The organism is Microbulbifer mangrovi (genome assembly GCF_002009015.1).
GTDB classification, from domain to species: domain Bacteria; phylum Pseudomonadota; class Gammaproteobacteria; order Pseudomonadales; family Cellvibrionaceae; genus Microbulbifer; species Microbulbifer mangrovi.
Map to the genome: position 1 here is coordinate 1 of NZ_LZDE01000314.1, position 16,424 is coordinate 16,424.

At 59.2% G+C, this 16,424-nt stretch carries 18 protein-coding genes; 9 read left to right on the forward strand and 9 right to left on the reverse strand.

Annotated features, from left to right (window positions below; genetic code table 11):
• The coding region (locus tag B4U49_RS19260) for a hypothetical protein (RefSeq protein WP_204903024.1) at positions 1–277 on the forward strand (277 nt) is incomplete at its 5' end.
• Here B4U49_RS19260 and B4U49_RS10670 read toward each other — a convergent pair.
• Both B4U49_RS10670 and B4U49_RS10675 read right to left on the reverse strand, forming a co-directional pair.
• Positions 240–1,481 (reverse strand): cation:proton antiporter, encoded by a 1,242-nt coding sequence (locus B4U49_RS10670; protein WP_078084581.1) that lies wholly within the window; start codon positions 1,479–1,481, stop codon positions 240–242. The two genes, B4U49_RS19260 and B4U49_RS10670, sit on opposite strands and share 38 nt — an antisense overlap.
• Positions 1,482–1,501: 20 nt before the next feature.
• A complete protein-coding gene (locus B4U49_RS10675) occupies positions 1,502–3,046 on the reverse strand; it encodes an FMN-binding glutamate synthase family protein (protein ID WP_078084582.1) in 1,545 nt (514 codons plus the stop codon).
• A gap of 134 nt (positions 3,047–3,180) precedes the next feature.
• Here B4U49_RS10675 and B4U49_RS10680 point away from each other — a divergent pair, with 134 nt between their 5' ends.
• Both B4U49_RS10680 and B4U49_RS10685 read left to right on the forward strand, forming a co-directional pair.
• On the forward strand, positions 3,181–4,269 hold the full coding sequence (locus B4U49_RS10680) for a PA0069 family radical SAM protein (RefSeq protein WP_078084583.1): 1,089 nt from the start codon (positions 3,181–3,183) through the stop codon (positions 4,267–4,269).
• Between the two features lie 14 nt (positions 4,270–4,283).
• Complete coding sequence (locus B4U49_RS10685; protein ID WP_078084584.1) at positions 4,284–4,595, forward strand: GIY-YIG nuclease family protein; 312 nt, start codon at positions 4,284–4,286, stop codon at positions 4,593–4,595.
• Here B4U49_RS10685 and B4U49_RS10690 read toward each other — a convergent pair.
• Positions 4,568–5,263 carry an SDR family oxidoreductase gene (locus tag B4U49_RS10690; RefSeq protein ID WP_078084585.1) on the reverse strand — a complete coding sequence of 232 codons (696 nt, stop codon included), beginning with the start codon at positions 5,261–5,263 and terminating at the stop codon, positions 4,568–4,570. The genes B4U49_RS10685 and B4U49_RS10690 overlap by 28 nt on opposite strands.
• Before the next feature lie 57 nt (positions 5,264–5,320).
• On the opposite strand from B4U49_RS10690, the gene B4U49_RS10695 reads away from it, so the two are divergent.
• From B4U49_RS10695 to B4U49_RS10720, 6 genes are all read left to right on the forward strand, one after another.
• Complete coding sequence (locus tag B4U49_RS10695) at positions 5,321–5,641, forward strand: DUF3301 domain-containing protein (protein ID WP_078084586.1); 321 nt, start codon at positions 5,321–5,323, stop codon at positions 5,639–5,641.
• A 34-nt stretch (positions 5,642–5,675) separates the two neighbouring features.
• On the forward strand, positions 5,676–5,888 hold the full coding sequence (locus tag B4U49_RS10700; RefSeq protein ID WP_078084587.1) for a DUF1653 domain-containing protein: 213 nt from the start codon (positions 5,676–5,678) through the stop codon (positions 5,886–5,888).
• Between the two features lie 59 nt (positions 5,889–5,947).
• A complete protein-coding gene (locus tag B4U49_RS10705; RefSeq protein ID WP_078084588.1) occupies positions 5,948–7,015 on the forward strand; it encodes a saccharopine dehydrogenase family protein in 1,068 nt (355 codons plus the stop codon).
• A 112-nt stretch (positions 7,016–7,127) separates the two neighbouring features.
• A complete protein-coding gene (locus tag B4U49_RS10710; protein WP_078084589.1) occupies positions 7,128–7,655 on the forward strand; it encodes a phosphatase PAP2 family protein in 528 nt (175 codons plus the stop codon).
• An 86-nt stretch (positions 7,656–7,741) separates the two neighbouring features.
• The gene (locus B4U49_RS10715) at positions 7,742–8,863 is read left to right on the forward strand and encodes an MJ1255/VC2487 family glycosyltransferase (RefSeq protein ID WP_078084590.1); all 1,122 of its coding nucleotides are present in this window, start codon (positions 7,742–7,744) and stop codon (positions 8,861–8,863) included.
• A 144-nt stretch (positions 8,864–9,007) separates the two neighbouring features.
• Entirely contained in the window at positions 9,008–10,819 is a 1,812-nt protein-coding gene (locus B4U49_RS10720; protein ID WP_078084610.1) for an acyl-CoA dehydrogenase, read from the forward strand.
• A gap of 40 nt (positions 10,820–10,859) precedes the next feature.
• Here B4U49_RS10720 and B4U49_RS10725 read toward each other — a convergent pair whose 3' ends face one another.
• The 6 genes from B4U49_RS10725 to B4U49_RS10750 all read right to left on the reverse strand — a co-directional run bounded on the left by B4U49_RS10725 (position 10,860) and on the right by B4U49_RS10750 (position 16,404).
• Positions 10,860–11,675, reverse strand: a complete 816-nt coding sequence (locus B4U49_RS10725; protein ID WP_078084591.1) for a polysaccharide deacetylase family protein — start codon at positions 11,673–11,675, stop codon at positions 10,860–10,862.
• A 59-nt stretch (positions 11,676–11,734) separates the two neighbouring features.
• A complete protein-coding gene (locus B4U49_RS10730; RefSeq protein WP_078084592.1) occupies positions 11,735–13,129 on the reverse strand; it encodes an ATP-binding protein in 1,395 nt (464 codons plus the stop codon).
• A gap of 49 nt (positions 13,130–13,178) precedes the next feature.
• A complete protein-coding gene (locus B4U49_RS10735; protein WP_078084593.1) occupies positions 13,179–13,856 on the reverse strand; it encodes a response regulator transcription factor in 678 nt (225 codons plus the stop codon).
• A 36-nt stretch (positions 13,857–13,892) separates the two neighbouring features.
• The gene (locus B4U49_RS10740; protein ID WP_158078606.1) at positions 13,893–14,255 is read right to left on the reverse strand and encodes a PepSY domain-containing protein; all 363 of its coding nucleotides are present in this window, start codon (positions 14,253–14,255) and stop codon (positions 13,893–13,895) included.
• A 41-nt stretch (positions 14,256–14,296) separates the two neighbouring features.
• Complete coding sequence (locus tag B4U49_RS10745; protein ID WP_078084595.1) at positions 14,297–14,881, reverse strand: glycine zipper 2TM domain-containing protein; 585 nt, start codon at positions 14,879–14,881, stop codon at positions 14,297–14,299.
• Between the two features lie 164 nt (positions 14,882–15,045).
• The gene (locus B4U49_RS10750) at positions 15,046–16,404 is read right to left on the reverse strand and encodes an L-cystine transporter (protein ID WP_078084596.1); all 1,359 of its coding nucleotides are present in this window, start codon (positions 16,402–16,404) and stop codon (positions 15,046–15,048) included.
• Positions 16,405–16,424 lie beyond the last annotated feature (20 nt).

Below are 16,424 nucleotides of genomic sequence, written 5' to 3' on the forward strand. Positions count from 1 at the left end.
AATCGAAGGCCAAGTGCCGGGTGGAGTATTTCGAAATGCTCCACCCGGCACTTGGCCGCCACCGGAAGTGTTCGAAGTACCATTAAATGGAGCCACAGCAATGCTCAGAGTCATCGGTGTACTGATCTTCGCCCTGATCCTTCTCGGCCTGGCAGGTCACCTATTTTACAAGAATAAAAGCCGTGACGAAACCAGTCACATCCAGCCGCAATGGCAATATCATCTTGCTGTAAGCGACATTAAATCCCGAGCTTGCGGATCAGGCGCGTACTGGTAGTACCCTGCACCAGCAGGGAAAATAGCACCACACCAAACACCATCGACTGAACCGTCCACCAGTACGGCAGCTCTGTCGGCAACGACAACACCAGCGCTACTGGAATCACCCCGCGCAAGCCTCCCCAGCTCAAAATCAAACGCCAACTCTGTGGAATGGGCGGCCCCACAAAGCGGGCCAGTGGGGCCAGCATAAATACCGTCAATCCCCGTGCACCGATTGCCGCCACAATCGCGATGATCATTGCCAGCCACTGGTGGGTAAACATCTCGAAAGTGATCACCAGCCCCATGATCACAAAGATCAGCGCATTAAACAGCAGACCCAACCACTCCCAGGTCGGTGCCGCGTGAGCAAGATAAGTTTCCTGTTGCTCGCGCAAACAAGCCCGGGAAACGATCGCACAAACCATCACGGATAGAATCCCGGAAACACCCACCACATGTTCTGCCAGATAAAAGCTACCAAATGCGGCCAGTACCAGAACCACCAATGCCGCACCTGCCGAGCCCAAAAACAGGATTACGATTGCGGTGACCAGACCGCACAGCGTACCCACTGCCAGCCCGCCAAAAAACAATACCGAGAAATACAGTGCAAAACTTCCGCCACCGGCAATCGTCTCGCCGGTTGCCACCGCCCCTTCCATCACACTGTGGCTGGCAATGCCCAGAATAAAAGAGAACAGCACGACCGCCACCGCATCGTTGAACAGGCTCTCCCCTTCCACCAGGGTCAATAACTCCTCATTGGCATGGCTCTGGCGCATCCGCGCAATAATCGAAACGGGATCGGTCGCCGCGAGAATGGCACCGGTAAGCAAGGCCGCTATCCACGGGAAGCCCGTCGGGTGATGAACACCGTAGTACACCAATACCGCGGTTATCAGCCCGCAAATCAGCACACCCAGCGTGGCGAAAAGTAAAATCGGCCCCAGCCAGCGGAACAGGACATCCGGGTCTATCTTCCAGGCAGATTCGAAAATCAGCACCGGCAGAATCACGAAAAACACCATCTGGTGGATATTCTCCGCACGCAGCCCGGTATCGTAATCGAGTACCGGCAGCAGAACACCGGCGAGTACCCCGGCAATCAGGCAGCCCAGTGTATTGCCCCGCTTCAGTATCCGGGCAATGGCCAAGCCCACCACCGCGGCCACCGCCATGTACAGACCCTGCCCTACCAGAGTGGCTACCCCTTCCATGGTCTACTCCCGCTGTCCGATTATTGGGTTCCGCGATCCGAGGCGATCAGGGATTTGGGCGGCACTTCCGGTACCAGGTCGGATAGCGGCACCGGTGTACCGCGCTCATTGATGACCTCTACATGGGCGCGCCGCAACAGACGCGGCTCCGGCACACCGCAGGAGTGGGCCAGCATGCCCACCTCGTGTTCCATATTGTGTGCGTAGTGGTAAACCCGCTCCGCCTTGTCCATGGGATCCAGCCCCTGCTGCAGGTCCGGGTTGTGGGTCGTCACGCCCGTGGGACAGGTGTTCTTGTTGCACTGCATGGCCTGAATACAACCCAGCGCGAACATAAAGCCCCGCGCGCAATTGACGAAGTCGGCCCCCATAGCGAGCGCCCAGGCGACCATGGATGGGGTGAGCAGCTTACCGGCGCAGATGATCTTGATACGATCGCGCAGTCCGTACTGGGTGATCAGGTCGACCACCATAGGCAGGCTGCGATTGATCGGGAGCCCCATATAATCCATCAGGCTCTGGGGGGCCGCGCCGCTGCCGCCGTCGGCACTGTCGATAGTGATAAAGTCCGGCGCAGAATCCGGTCCGCGCGCCTGAATCGTCTCGCACAGCTCGTGCAACCAGTCGCTGTTGCCGATCACGCACTTGAAGCCGGTGGGTTTGCCGGTCACTTCGCGGATATGGCCGATCATATCCAGCAGCCCGCCGACATCCCGAAACTCCGGATGCCCGTTGGGACTGATGGAATCCATGCCCACCGGGATACCGCGCACATGGGCAATTTCCGGCGTGACCTTGATACCGGGGAGAATACCGCCCTTGCCGGGCTTGGCGCCCTGGGAGAGTTTCAGCTCGAACATCTTGACCTGTTCGTGCGCCGCCACCGCGCGCAACTTGTCGTCAGACAGCCTGCCTTCCTCATCGCGCACACCATATTTGGCCGTGCCAATCTGAAATACGATGTCGCAACCGCCTTCCAGGTGATGCGGAGAAAGTCCGCCCTCACCGGTATTCAACCAGATACCCGCCTTGGCCGCCCCGCGAGACAGCGCGCTGACCGCCGGCACCGACAGCGCCCCGAAACTCATACCGGAAATATTGAAAATCGAGCGGGTGGTATAGGGCCGCCGGGCCACGCCCTCACCGACGGTCACTTCCCGGGGCGGCACCGCGTCCTTGGCCAGGGTGGGAAACGGGTGATTGAGAAACACGATATCCCCGGGCTGATTCAGGGGCCTTGTGGAGCCGAACGCGAGCGTGGAATCCACATTCTTTGCCGCGCGATACACCCAGCTGCGCTGGGCACGGTTAAACGGCATCTCCTCACGGTCGAGCGCGAAGAAGTACTGCCGGAAGAATTCGCCCAGATGTTCAAACTGGTAGCGGAAGCGCCCCAGCACCGGGAAGTTGCGCCGGATGGCCTGTTTGGTCTGGCTCACATCCGACAGGTACAGGTACACCACGTAGAGCACCAGCACCACCAGCCCAAAGGCAAACAGCATCGCAAATATCTGCAATACCTTGACGGCAAAAGCGTAAATCGCCGCAACAGCCTGAAGATCCATTCCCTGTTCCCTGCGTTGAAACCGTTTGACTACAAACTAAAACTATTCAGTCATTGTAAGTGTTCATGGCACCCCTTGCACAGTCCCGGGCCCGGCAATAAACTGTACAAACATACAGCATTCTCGAGAAATACGTGGCCAACGATTCACCAACCAACCCCCGCAGAGCCCTCAAGGGCCGGGGCGCCGCCAGCAACCTGGCCGGTCGCTTTGTGGATCAGGTGAGCAGCCGCGAGAGCGATGGCTGGGAGACAGCGCTGGAGCCGGTGGAGCGGATCGAAACCGTGGCCATAGAGGAGAAGGCGAAATCCATTATCGCCACCAACAACTCGCCGGATATCCCATTTACCCAGTCCATCAATGCGTATCGTGGATGTGAACACGGTTGCATCTATTGCTATGCCCGCCCTGCACACGCCTATATGGACCTGTCGCCCGGGCTGGATTTTGAAACACGCCTGTTTTACAAGCCCAACGCGGCCGAATTGCTGGAAAATGCGTTGCGCAAAAAGAGCTACCAGTGCAGCCCCATCGCCATGGGCACCAATACCGACCCCTACCAACCGCTGGAAAAAAACAAGCAGATCACCCGCCAGATACTTGAAACCCTGCAGCGCTACCACCATCCGGTCACCATCGTAACCAAGAGCCAGCTGATCCTGCGCGACCTGCCCATACTGGCGGAAATGGCCCAGGACAACCTAGTGCATGTGGGCATCAGCGTGACCACTCTGGATAATGACTTAAAGCGCAAACTGGAACCCCGCACTGCGGGGCCCGCTGCGCGCCTGCGTACGATCGAAGCCCTCGCCGGCGCAGGTATACCCACAGCCGTTATGGCCGCCCCCATCATTCCCGCACTGAATGACGCTGAGCTGGAGAAAATACTGCGAAGTGCCCACAGCGCCGGCGCGATTCACGCAGCCTATATCCTGCTGCGGTTGCCTTTTGAAGTGGCGCCACTGTTTCGGCAGTGGCTTTCAGAACATTATCCGGAGCGCGCAGAACACGTGATGAGCATTGTGCAGCAGAGCCGTGGCGGCAAGGACAATCAGAGCGAATTTGGGCAACGCCAACGCGGCACTGGTGTTTTCGCGCAGTTACTGCAACAACGCTTTCGGGTAACCTGTGGCAGGCTCGGGCTGAATGAGCGCAAGCTCAACCTGGATTGCAGCCAATTTACTCTGCCGCCTCAGCCCGGTGATCAACAGAGCCTTTTTTAGACTGGGAAACTATTTTGTCTGGCTGGTTTGTTTATCTGATCCGCACCAATAATGGCAGCCTGTATACCGGCGTCACCCGGGACGTCGCTCGCCGATTTGAGGAACATAACAGCGGTGGCCCGAAAGCCGCAAAGGCGCTGCGGGGGCGCGGACCACTCGAACTTGCATTTCACTGCGCCATGCGCAGCAAATCCGATGCATTGAAGCTGGAAGTGGAAATAAAGCGCTGGCCCAAGCCCAGAAAAGAGCAGTTGATCGCTAGCGGGCCAGCTTTCCTGATGGCGTTTTTGGGAGAGGATTACCAGGGAATGGTCGAGCCGTCGTAATTATAGAAGTGGCCGCTGTGGGCCTCGTCCGCTTCCAGCAACAGCTTCTTCAATCCCGCCACACTCTCCTGCACGGAAATCAGTGCATTGGGGCCACCCATTTCGGTTTTAACCCAGCCGGGGTGCAGCGCCAGCACTTTGATTCCCTGCTCCGCGAGGTCAATGGAGAGACTTTTTGCTACTTGGTTTACCGCGGTTTTGGAGGAGCGGTAGATATAGCCACCACCGGAACCATTGTCGCTGATACTGCCCACCTTGCTACTGAGGATTCCTACCACCTTGTAGTGCCCGTTCGCCATGAGCGGGTAAAAAGTCTCCACCAGCTTGTAGGGGGCGATGGTGTTGGCTTCCAGCACCTTGCGCCACGCCTCCACATCCACACTGTCCAGCCCTACCCCTTTGGGGCCGTAATAGCCGGCGTTACTGAGCAGAACGTCCAGGGAGCGCCCCTTCAGGTCCTTTGCCAGCTCGGCCATCTGCGCGTAATCGGTCACGTCCAGGCCGTGGATCTCGATATTGTTGTGGGCCTCGGCGAGCTCGCTGAGCTCCCAGGCAGCTGAAGGATTGCGACAGGTAGCGACCACCTGCCAGCCATCCGCGGCAAATTGCCGGGTCATTTCCAGACCGATACCGCGATTACATCCGGTGATGAGAATCGTGCCGGGCATACTCCCTCCTCTGGTGGTATTCTTGCGCGTTCAGATGATATAGCAATCAAAATACCTATGTATTACTCACTCGGCGACCTCGTGTGGCTATTCCTGATCGGCCTGACGGCCTGGTACTTCTGGGCCGGCATGGCGGCAAAGGATCGCGTGCGCCGCATCGTCAAGAGCCACTGTGCGGATACCGGCGTGCAACTGCTGGACGATACCGTAATGCTCGCCCGCACCCGCCTGAAGCGGGATCGCAGCGGTCAGGTGCGCCTGCAGCGACAATACGAATTTGAATTCACCTCTACCGGGGAGCGCCGTTATGGCGGTATCGCGGTGCTGCACGGCCAGCGCGTGAGCCAGATCCAGCTGTCTCCGTTCCACATGAGCTGACGACCCGCAAACCGATACAGACGAAGACACCAATATGCAGAAAGGCATCTATCGCCACTACAAGGGCAATCTCTACCACTTGATGGAAATCGCCACCCACAGTGAAACCGGGGAACAACTGGCCATCTACCGAGCTCTGTATGATGAATTCGGCGTGTGGGCACGCCCCCTGGCGATGTTTTCAGAAACCGTGGAGAAAGATGGCCAGACGATACCGCGCTTTGCGCTGGAAAAAGCCCTGGACTGACACCACTACCAAAACCAGAAAAACAAGGTCCACAAGACCGGACACAATAAGGATAATCGGTGAACAACAAGCAGATCCTGATTTACGGTGCCTACGGCTATACCGGCGAGCTGATCGCACGCCAGGCGGTGGCCCAGGGCCTGAAACCCATTCTCTCCGGCCGCAGCGCGGCGAAGCTGCAGCCTTTGGCCAACGAGCTGGACCTGCCCGCCATTGCCGTCAGTCTCGACGACGAAGAAACCCTGGTGCGTACCCTGCGCGATGTATCCGTGGTCATCCACTGTGCTGGCCCCTTCTCCGCCACCGCAGAACCGATGATGCGCGCCTGCATCGCCAGTGGGACCCACTATCAGGATATCACCGGCGAAATGGCCGTATACCAGCAGGCCCACGCCCTCGAAGCCGAGGCAAAAGCCGCGGGTATCGTGCTGTGCCCCGGTACCGGTTTTGATGTGATTCCTACCGATTGCCTGGCCGCCGCGCTGCACAAGGGCATGACCAGTGCGACGCACCTCACCCTCGGGTTTGACTCCGATTCCGGCCTGAGCCCCGGCACGGCCAAGACCTCCATCGAGAGCCTGGGAGTGGGTGGCGCGGTACGGCGCAATGGCAAGATCGAGGTGATTCCCCACGCCGCGCTGACACGCAAGATCAACTTTGGCCGCGGCGAGAAGTTCGCGGTGGCAATCCCCTGGGGCGATGTGGCAACTGCCTACTACACCACCGAGATCCCCAATATCGAGGTATACATCCCGATGAGCCCGGGCCGGGCGAAAAAGATGGGCCACCTGAACAAGTTCCGCTGGCTGCTGCGTATGAACTGGGTACAGAACTGGCTCAAGGGCAAGGTGGACAAGAAAGTGCGCGGCCCCTCGGAGAACAAGCGCGCGGAGCAACAGACCTGGGTGTGGGGCGAAGTGCGCAACGATCGCCGCGGAGAGCGCCGGGTGGGCCGTGTAGTGACCGCCAATGGTTACGATGTAACCGTGCACGGCTCTATCGCGGTGGCGCAACACCTGCTGGGCTATATGGGGCTGGGCGGCTACTACACCCCGTCTAAACTATGCGGCCAGGAGCTGGTGGAAAAACTGCCCGGATCCGGCGCGATCAAGATCGGCATCGACTGAACACGCTTTGCAGGAGCCTGCCATACAGGCTCCTGCACTCCACTGGGCAGGTTTCATAGACCTGACACAAATCGTTCAAGCCAGCGCAACAAATGCTTCGTACTTTTACCCTATGCGAAGCTTACCTATCACTCTGAAAACGGTAGATGTCTCCCTGGTCTTGCGTATGGCGGAAAGGGCGACACGGCCGGCGTCCCGCAGGAACTACCTGCTGCTCTCCCGCTCTGCCGACGGCTGGCTGTATCTGTTTTCCCCCCTGCTGATCGCACTGGTGGATACCGACGCAGCACTGCGATTCCTTTACGCATGCGCCGCCGCATACGCCATTGAGCGATCGCTGTACTGGACCATCAAGAACACCACCCGGCGCAACCGCCCGCCGGAAGCCATTCCCGGGCTGCGCTCGATCATTGTGGCCAATGATCGCTTCAGTTTGCCTTCCGGCCACACCTCCGGCGCCTTCCTGTTTGTCACCGTGCTGACCCAGTGCCTTAACCCCCTCTGGGCCCTGGGCTACTTCTGGGCTGCTGGCGTGGGTATGTCGCGGGTGGGGCTCGGTGTCCACTTCCCCACCGATGTGTGCGCTGGTGCTCTTCTCGGCACCAGCGTGGGCTTTGCGGTCAGCGGCACTTTGATATAACCACGATGTAACGGAAATGGTCCGCTGCTGTATCCGCGCCCGCAACCCCCAAGCAAAAACCTGTCTGCTCAAATCGGAGAAATACTTTGAAAATACTCTATGGCGTACAGGGTACCGGTAACGGGCACCTGTCCCGCGCCCGGGCCATGGCGGAGGCATTTCGCCAGTTCCCGGACCTGGAAGTTCAGTGGCTGTTCAGCGGTCGCCCTCCGGAGAAATTCTTTGCCATGGAAACCTTCGGCAATTACTGGTGGCGCGAGGGGCTCACCTTTGTGCACAAAGAAGGCAAGGTCGACCAGTTCGCCACTGGCCGACAGCTCAACCTGAGCCGACTGCTGAAAGACATACGCGAGCTACCGGTGCAGGATTTCGATCTGGTCATCAGTGACTTCGAGCCGGTCACTGCCTGGGCGGCGAAAAAGCGCAAGCACCCGAGCCTGGGGCTCGGCCATCAATACGCATTCAACTTCTCCATTCCCACGCCCCCCTTCGGCTGGACCGCGCGCGCGATCATGAAAATGTTCGCACCAGTGCAGGTAAGCCTGGGGATGCACTGGCACCACTTCGGCCATCCAATCCTGCCACCGATTGCCCACGCGCACGAGGAGCCCGCGCCCGCGCAGCGGGAGCACGTACTGGTCTACCTGCCGTTCGAGCATGCGCAACCGCTGCTGCAACAGCTGGCCCAGGTACCACAGCGGTTTATCGTGTATGGTCTGCATACCGACCTGCCGAAAGCGGAAAATATCACGCTCAAAGCCCCGTCCGTGGACGGCTTCCGCCACGACGTGGCCACCGCCAGAGCCGTGATCTGCAACAGTGGATTCGAGCTTATTGCCGAGACCCTGACCCTCGGCAAGCCGATACTGACGCGCCCGCTCAAGGGCCAGTTTGAACAGGAAGCCAACGCGCTGGCGCTGGAAGAATTACAGCTCGCCACTGTGGTGCCCCAGTTCGATGCCGCGGCAATCGGTCACTGGCTGGAGAAACACCCCGAGGGCGTGCGGATCCGCTGGCCGGACGTGGCGCAAGTGATCGTCGGCTGGATCGCCGAAGGCCGACGTGAAAGCCTCCACCAACTATCTGGCCGACTGTGGGACCAGGTCATTCCCGGCAATGCGGTTACGGCTTCAAAGCGCGCGCAAAGCCCCCGGGAAACGAAGCAAGAGGAAGAGGTTCAGGATATCAAGGGCAGCGAAAGTACCTGAGCCACGGCCGTAGCCCAGTACCGGAAAACGCTGGCATCAACAGATGCCAGTGGCCATTACCTGAAATATCATTGCCGCCTTTTACATCACTCCCTACTCTGGTCTGATCGACAATAAACGATGATGGCGAAGGATGTAGTGAGCATGAGCGAGCAACTGCTGAACAACCGGGATATCGAATTCCTGCTGTACGAATTTCTCGATACCGAAGCACTGCTGCAGCGCCCGCGCTACAGCGAGCACTCCCGGGAGGTGTTCAATGCGACCCTGGAAACCGCGCAGACCATCGCCAACAAGTATTTTGCCGATCACTACACCAAGGGAGACGCCAACGAACCCTCCTTTGACGGAGAAAAAGTCACCCTGATCGAAGAAACCCGCACAGCGTGGAACGCCTTCGCAGAAGCCGGATTTCTCGCCGCCCACTACGATTTCGACGAGGGCGGCATGCAGCTGCCGGAAGTCATCCTGCGTACAGCCATGGCCCAGATCAACGCCGCGAACGTGAGCACCGCAGCCTACCCGTTTCTGACACTCGGCGCCGCCAATCTGGTGCGCAGCTTTGCCTGTGACGTGCTGCGGGACACCTATTTACCCCCGATGATGGATGGCCGCTATGCCGGCACCATGGCGCTGACCGAGCCGGACCAGGGCTCGGCACTCGGGGACATCCGCACTACCGCCACCCCCACCGATGACGGCAGCTATCGGCTGCGCGGCCAGAAGATGTTTATTTCCGGTGGCGACCAGTCGATCACCGAAAACATCGTGCATATGGTACTGGCACGTATCAAGGATGCCCCGCCCGGAGTAAAAGGTATCTCACTGTTCCTGGTGCCCAAGCTCATACCCGGTGCAGACGGCCAGCCGGATACCCGCAACGATGTAAAACTCGCCGGCCTGCTGCACAAGATGGGCTACCGCAACACCACTTCCACAGTATTGAATTTCGGCGAAGCATCGGATGGCGCGGTGGGCTATCTGGTGGGCGAACCCCACCGCGGATTGCACTACATGTTTCAGATGATGAATGAAGCCCGTATCGGCGTCGGCAGTGGCGCCGCGGTACTGGGTTACCGCGGTTACCTGCACGCTCTGCAATATGCCAGGGAGCGCCCCCAGGGGCGCCTGCCCTCCAACCGCGATCCGCAGTCCAGGCAGGTTCCGATCATCCAGCACGCCGACGTGCGACGGATGCTGCTGATGCAGAAAAGTTATGTGGAGGGTGGACTGGCCCTATGCTTGTACGCCTCTTCTCTGGTGGAGGACGCTCACAGTGCCACAACCTCTGTGGAACGGGAAAGGGCCGTGGAGCTGCTCGACCTGCTCACCCCCATTGCAAAGTCCTGGCCGTCCAAATACTGCCTCAAGGCAAACGACCTCGCGATCCAGGTGCTGGGCGGCTCCGGCTATATTCGCGAGTACCCGCTGGAACAGCTGTACCGCGACAACCGCCTCAACCCGATCCATGAGGGCACAGAAGGTATCCAGGCAATGGACCTGCTCGGGCGAAAAGTGCCGGCAAAAGGGATGGCGGGATACCAGATTCTGACCCAGGAAATACACAAGACACTGTCCGCATGTACCGGGGACAGCACTCTGGAACCTCTGGTGGAGGGCGTGAACTCGGGACTGAATCAGTTGAACGGGATCTCTGAAAACCTGTTACTGCAGATGTCCGCAGACCCGGACCGCGGCCTGGCCAATGCCACGCTGTACCTGGATGTATTCGGACGTGTGGTGGTGAGCTGGATCTGGCTAAAACAGGCCGCTATCGCCTCGGCAAAGCTCGCAGAAGGTTCCGCAATCAGCGCCGAGGACAAGAATTTTTACCGCGGAAAACTGCAAGCAGCGCGTTTTTATATCCAGTGGGAGTTGCCGGAGATCACCCCGCAAATCGCTCTGCTCGAGTCGGCCAACTCCGTACCTTTCGAAATGCAGCAAGCGTGGTTCTGATTACCCGCGGCGGACAATCAGGCCTCTTGTATCCACTTCGTTAGAGGTTGTGGCGCGCCTGCTCCCGCTTCAGGTGCGCCACCGCCTCGCGCATGGTGGTGACCCAGTAGCGGTCCGGGTGCGCAGCCAGGTGGTCCAGTAACTGCTGGTGCGCTTCGGAAGTAACTTCAATGTAGTCTCCGCCCACCCCGTGAAACATAAAACCCACCAGGCTGTTGTTATCGCGAGCCGCTTCCGCCACCGCAATCAGCTCTTCTGCGCTCTTGTCCGCTCCATCGAAGGAAGCCAGGCGATACAAGTCTGTATTGTCCTGCTGGTGCTGACCGTCATCGGAAAACAGGCGCGCACCGCTCACCAGGCTCTTGAGGGCCGGCACCACATCTTCACCGCCGGCGAGCATGTCGCCACAGGGATAGGCAAAGGTGCGCTGCTTTTTGCCATCGATCGCCTCCAGCATGTTATTGGTTGCCTGCACTTCCTCGGCAAACTGTTCCAGGGAGTAATTATCGAGATCCTGCCAGGGCTTTACCCAGCTGCGATTGGAGAGAGACTTGCGACAGGGGTGGTACAGCATGTGGTTGCCCAGCTCATGACCGCGCTCGGCCGCACGCCGCCACTCATGCATTCGCAGGCGGATGGAGGGACGCGCCCCGCTGATATAGAAAGTACCGGGCAGGTTGAGCTGGTTCAGCTGCGGGATGGCGACGTCGAGATGGGAATCCAGGGCGTCGTCATAGGTGAGCACCACAGCGACTTCCGCGCCCCCAGGCCACGGGGAGTTTTGCTCTGCGCCAGCGGCTATGGACCACACCGCAAGTACAGCAACGAGTAATTTCCCGAACAGTGGAGATTGCATCAAAATTCCCTTTTTTATTACCTTAATGCGCTGGAGTACTCCGTCCAGAGCGCGCCCGGTCAGAGGCTGACCCGCAGCGTCAGGCCGCCGAGATCCGCGTCACCGCGCTCCTCCGGGGGCACAGTGGCGATGTTACCGTGGTAACTCTCCACAATATCCACCACCACCGCAAGCCCTATCCCCTGTCCCTGTTGCTGCTGGTCCGCGCGCACCCCGCGCTGCACCACCTGGCGCCACTGGGTTTCACTGAGTCCGGGGCCGTTATCGGATACCAGAATCTCGAGACCGCGCTGATCCGCGGTATTCTCGACCTTGACCAGCAGACGACCGCCGCCGTACTTGTAACCGTTGTCCAGCAGGTTGCCGAGCATCTCCATGAGATCGCCCTCATCCCCATAAAACAGTACGGATTCATCACACAGCAGCTCCGCATCCACTGACTTGCCGCGGTAGACCTTGTCCAGGGCCGAGAGAATTTTTTCTGCCAGTGGCTGCACCTTTACCCCACGCAAAATCGACTTGGGTGAAGTAGCCACCGCGCGTTTCAACTGATAGCTGATAATACTGTCCATGCGCTGCACCTGCTCGGCCAGTGCAGCCTGGGTGCTCTGTGGGTCGGTCTTGGTGTCGAGTCCCTTCAATACCGCCAGCGGCGTCTTCAGGCTATGAGCCAGATCGCCAAGGGTATGCCGGGTCTTCTCGCGCTGGCGGCGCTCGTTTTCGATCAGTAAATTGAGGTTGTCGGTAAGCGGCACCAGCTCCCGGGGAAAGCGCCCCTGCAGGGTATCGCTGCCACCCTGCTGCATTTCTTTCAGTGCTCGCGCCACTTCGCGCAACGGCGCCAGTCCCCAGCGCAAAACCAGCAGCTGTACCGCGATCAGTGCCAGCGCGCCGATTCCCAGCCAGCGCCATAAAGTGCCGCTGAACTGATTCACCTGGGCATAGAGTGGAGCCGCGTCCTCGAGAATCACAAACGTAAACTGCAGTTCGTTTTCCAGTCCCCAGGCAATGCCCTGGCGAAAACTGGTGTACGGCGTATCCAGATCCGGCAGCTGGACTTCGGCAAATACCTGTTGTCCCTGACGCAGGGGCAACGGCAGTGGCAGCGCAGAAAAATTAGGCAGACTGAGAGCGGACTGGGAACGCCAGATTACCCGTCCCCGGGCATCCATAACCGCCCCGATCAGGCCGGAATCTGGCTGGTTGAAGCGCTGCTCCGGCAGGTTCAACGGCAGATGCAGAGTGTCCCCATCCGGTTCAGCCACCGCCAGCAGCGTGTATATATGCAGCTGTAATTCACGCGCTTTGGCCTCATCCAGTGAAGTGCGGTAAGCGCGCTCCAGTACCCCAGACAGCACCGCCAGAAATACCAGCAGCACCAGCGTAGCCACGAGGGAAAGACGACCGGAAAGGGAGTGCCACCAGCGCGAGAGGGATATGCGCGCGCGGGGCATCGATGAGAAGCGCCGCGAAAGCGACTGGAGCCCGCGCGACAACACGGAGTCAGCCCGCTTCAGCGGTGAATCGATAACCGCGACCGCGCAGGGTTTCGATGGGTTTGACACCGCCCGCCGCATCCAGTTTTTTGCGCAACCGACCGATAAACACCTCGATCACGTTGCTATCGCGATCGCAGTCCTGCTCGTAGATATGCTCGGTGAGGGTGGTTTTCGACACCACTTCATCCGGGTGCAGCATCAGATATTCCAGCACCTTGTATTCGAACGAAGTGAGTTCCAGCTCACTGCCGGAGACCTTCACCCGCTGGGCACTGGTATCCAGCTCGATGGGGCCGGCGTTAATAGTGGGCGAGGAAAAACCGGCAGAGCGGCGCACCAGCGCGTTCAGGCGCGCCAGCAATTCTTCGGTGTGGAAGGGTTTGGTCAGGTAGTCGTCGCCGCCGGCCTCGAGTCCCCGCACCCGCTCCTGCCAGTGGCCGCGGGCGGTAAGGATCAGGATCGGAAAATGCCGCCCTTCCTTGCGCAGGGTTTCGATCACCTGGATACCGTCGATCTTGGGCAAACCGAGATCCATCACTGCCACGTCGTAGGGGTACTCGCGGCCCAGATAGAGGGCCTCTTCCCCGTCCGGGGCATCATCCACCGTGTAACCTGCATTGCGCAGGGATGAAGCCAGTTGTTCTCGCAGGGCGTACTCGTCTTCCACCAACAGTGCGCGCATAAAATATCCTCTGCCTGTTATCTATCGGTGCGGTTCTCAGCGGGAGATTCGCCCGCTCGCTTTGTCCACATACACCACATAGACCTGACTCTTGTCAGAAAGTCCCTTCACCCGGTACATACTGCGGCCGTTGCGCTGCACTTCACTGATCGCCAGGATCTTGCCGCCGTAGCGCTTCTTCACGATGGCTGCCGCCTGGTCTCGGGAAATGCTGCGTTTTTGCACTCGCACGGTGGCCAGTGGCTGCACATTGAGATAGTGCAATCCGCGCTGCGTCGGCTCCGCAACCGCAGCCCGCAAATCCTTCTGCTGCCCGGCATAGAGCGGAGAGGCAATCAGCGCGACCAGCAGGCCGGTCACCAGTACCATCACAGCTTTTGGGGTAGCGGGAAATTTCACAATGCAGCTCCTGTTATTCTGAATACACCGGTCTGACTCCATCAAAGGACCGGCGTGACGTCTACGCGTACCCGGATTCTATCTCCAGGATGCTGGTCAGTGCGAATTAGATATTCCTGACCGTTATAGCGGTAGTTTACGTCATATCCTACCAATTCCCGACGGGTGCTGACTTCTTCGACAACCTGGCAGCGCTGCTGGCTACCGTACTGCACCGGTGCATTGTGGCGACTGACGGCGCTGCCAATCATTGCGCCCACTGCCGCACCCGCTACCGTACCGGCACTTTTGTTGCCGCGATGGTAATGACCGTAACGGCCGCGGCCATGGCGATAGCCACGCGCGGCATCGCGCCCGACGGCGGCGCCGATCAGGCCACCGATGATGGCGCCCGCAGGAGAGGGTTGCTGGTAGGTAACGGTCTGGTCCCAGCACTGGGTGCGCGGTTCGACTACCTGGATATCGTTATAGATGGGGGTCACACCGGTGACGATGGCGTAATCGTAGCCGTCCTGGCCCTCGTAGTACCCGCTCTCACCGGCGTTGCTGTAGGCACTGACACCCACCAGGCTCGCGGTCAGGCCGACAAAGGCCAGTTGCTTGATAAGTCTTTGAATATTGATCATGTGCAGAGCTCCCTGAGACCCGGGCTGCGATGCCCGCTGGCGGCCGCCGCACCCTCTGGATACGGCGATCTTCGTCTGTTAAACGGCCTTTCCAGCCGATGGAAGCACTTTAATCCCGGTAGCCTGAATCTTTCCTGAACTCGGCGGAACTTTTTACCGAGCGCTTACGCCACCTCGGCGGAAACTCCTTTTGGGCCCAGCCAGCGCTGGGTCAGGGTCCCCGCGGTCATGGCACCGTTCACATTGAGCGCGGTGCGCGCCATGTCGATGAGCGGCTCCACGGAGATCAACAGCGCCGCGATCTGCACCGGTAATCCCATGGTGGGCAACACCACCAGCGCGGCAAATGTCGCCCCGCCACCAACCCCGGCAATACCGAAAGAGCTGATCACAATCACCGTAATCAGCGACGTCAGCCACACCGGATCAAAGATATTGATCCCCATGGGAACTGCCACCATGACCGCGAGCATCGCCGGATAGATACCTGCGCAGCCATTCTGGCCGATGGTGGCACCGAAAGAGGCGGAAAAGTTGGCGATGGCCGGAGAGTTTTTCAGCTCATCAATCTGGGTTTCCACATTCAGCGGAATAGTGGCCGCACTGGATCGGGAACTGAACGCGAATACCAGCACCGGCCATACCTTGGCAAAATAGTGTAACGGGCTGATGCCGTTCACCAGCAGCAGCATTCCGTGCACCACAAACATCAGGGCGATGGCGACAAATGAGGCGATCACGAAGTTAAACAGGTTGAAAATATCCGCCCAGCTGGATTTCGCGATCAATGCGGTGACCAGCGCCATGACCCCGTAGGGGGTAAATGCCATGATCAGGCGGACAAGCTTCATTACCCAGGCTTGCGCTACGGACACGAATTGCTCGATAGCCGCACCCTGCTCCGGGTTCTCCCGCCGCACGCCCAGCGCGGCGAGGCCGAGCAATACCGCGAAGATCACCACAGCAATCACCGACGTGTCGCGCGCACCGGCAAGGTCGGCAAAAATATTGCGCGGGATAAAAGAGGTAAGGATTTCCGGGATACTCAGGTCGCTAACACGGCCGATTCGTTCGTTCAGAACCTCAACACGCGCCGCTTCCCGCGCGCCTTCCACCAGCCCCTCGGCAGATAGCCCGAACAACCAGGCGATCACTACACCGATAAATGCGGAGATCGCAGTGGTACCCAGCAGCACAGCCAGAACCGAGCCGCTGATCTTGCCCAGAGAACGGGTGTCACTGACTTTGACCACTGCGCTGAGAATGGAGACCAGTACCAGCGGCATCACCAGCAGATGCAGCAGGTTGACGTAGCCATCGCCAATCAACCCGACCCAGTCGAGTACCCACGGCGTGTCCACACCCCACCCCTCCAGCAGGTGCATAAAGCCACCAAACAGCACCCCCAACAGCAGGCCGGCAAACACCGCAGGCGCCAGGGAATTGCGGCTGCGATGCCAGCGCGCCAGCGGCCAGGTAAGGAAGAGGTAAAACGCGAGGAGAAGAAATGCACTAAGCTGCACGGAATTTGAGTCCCAATTTA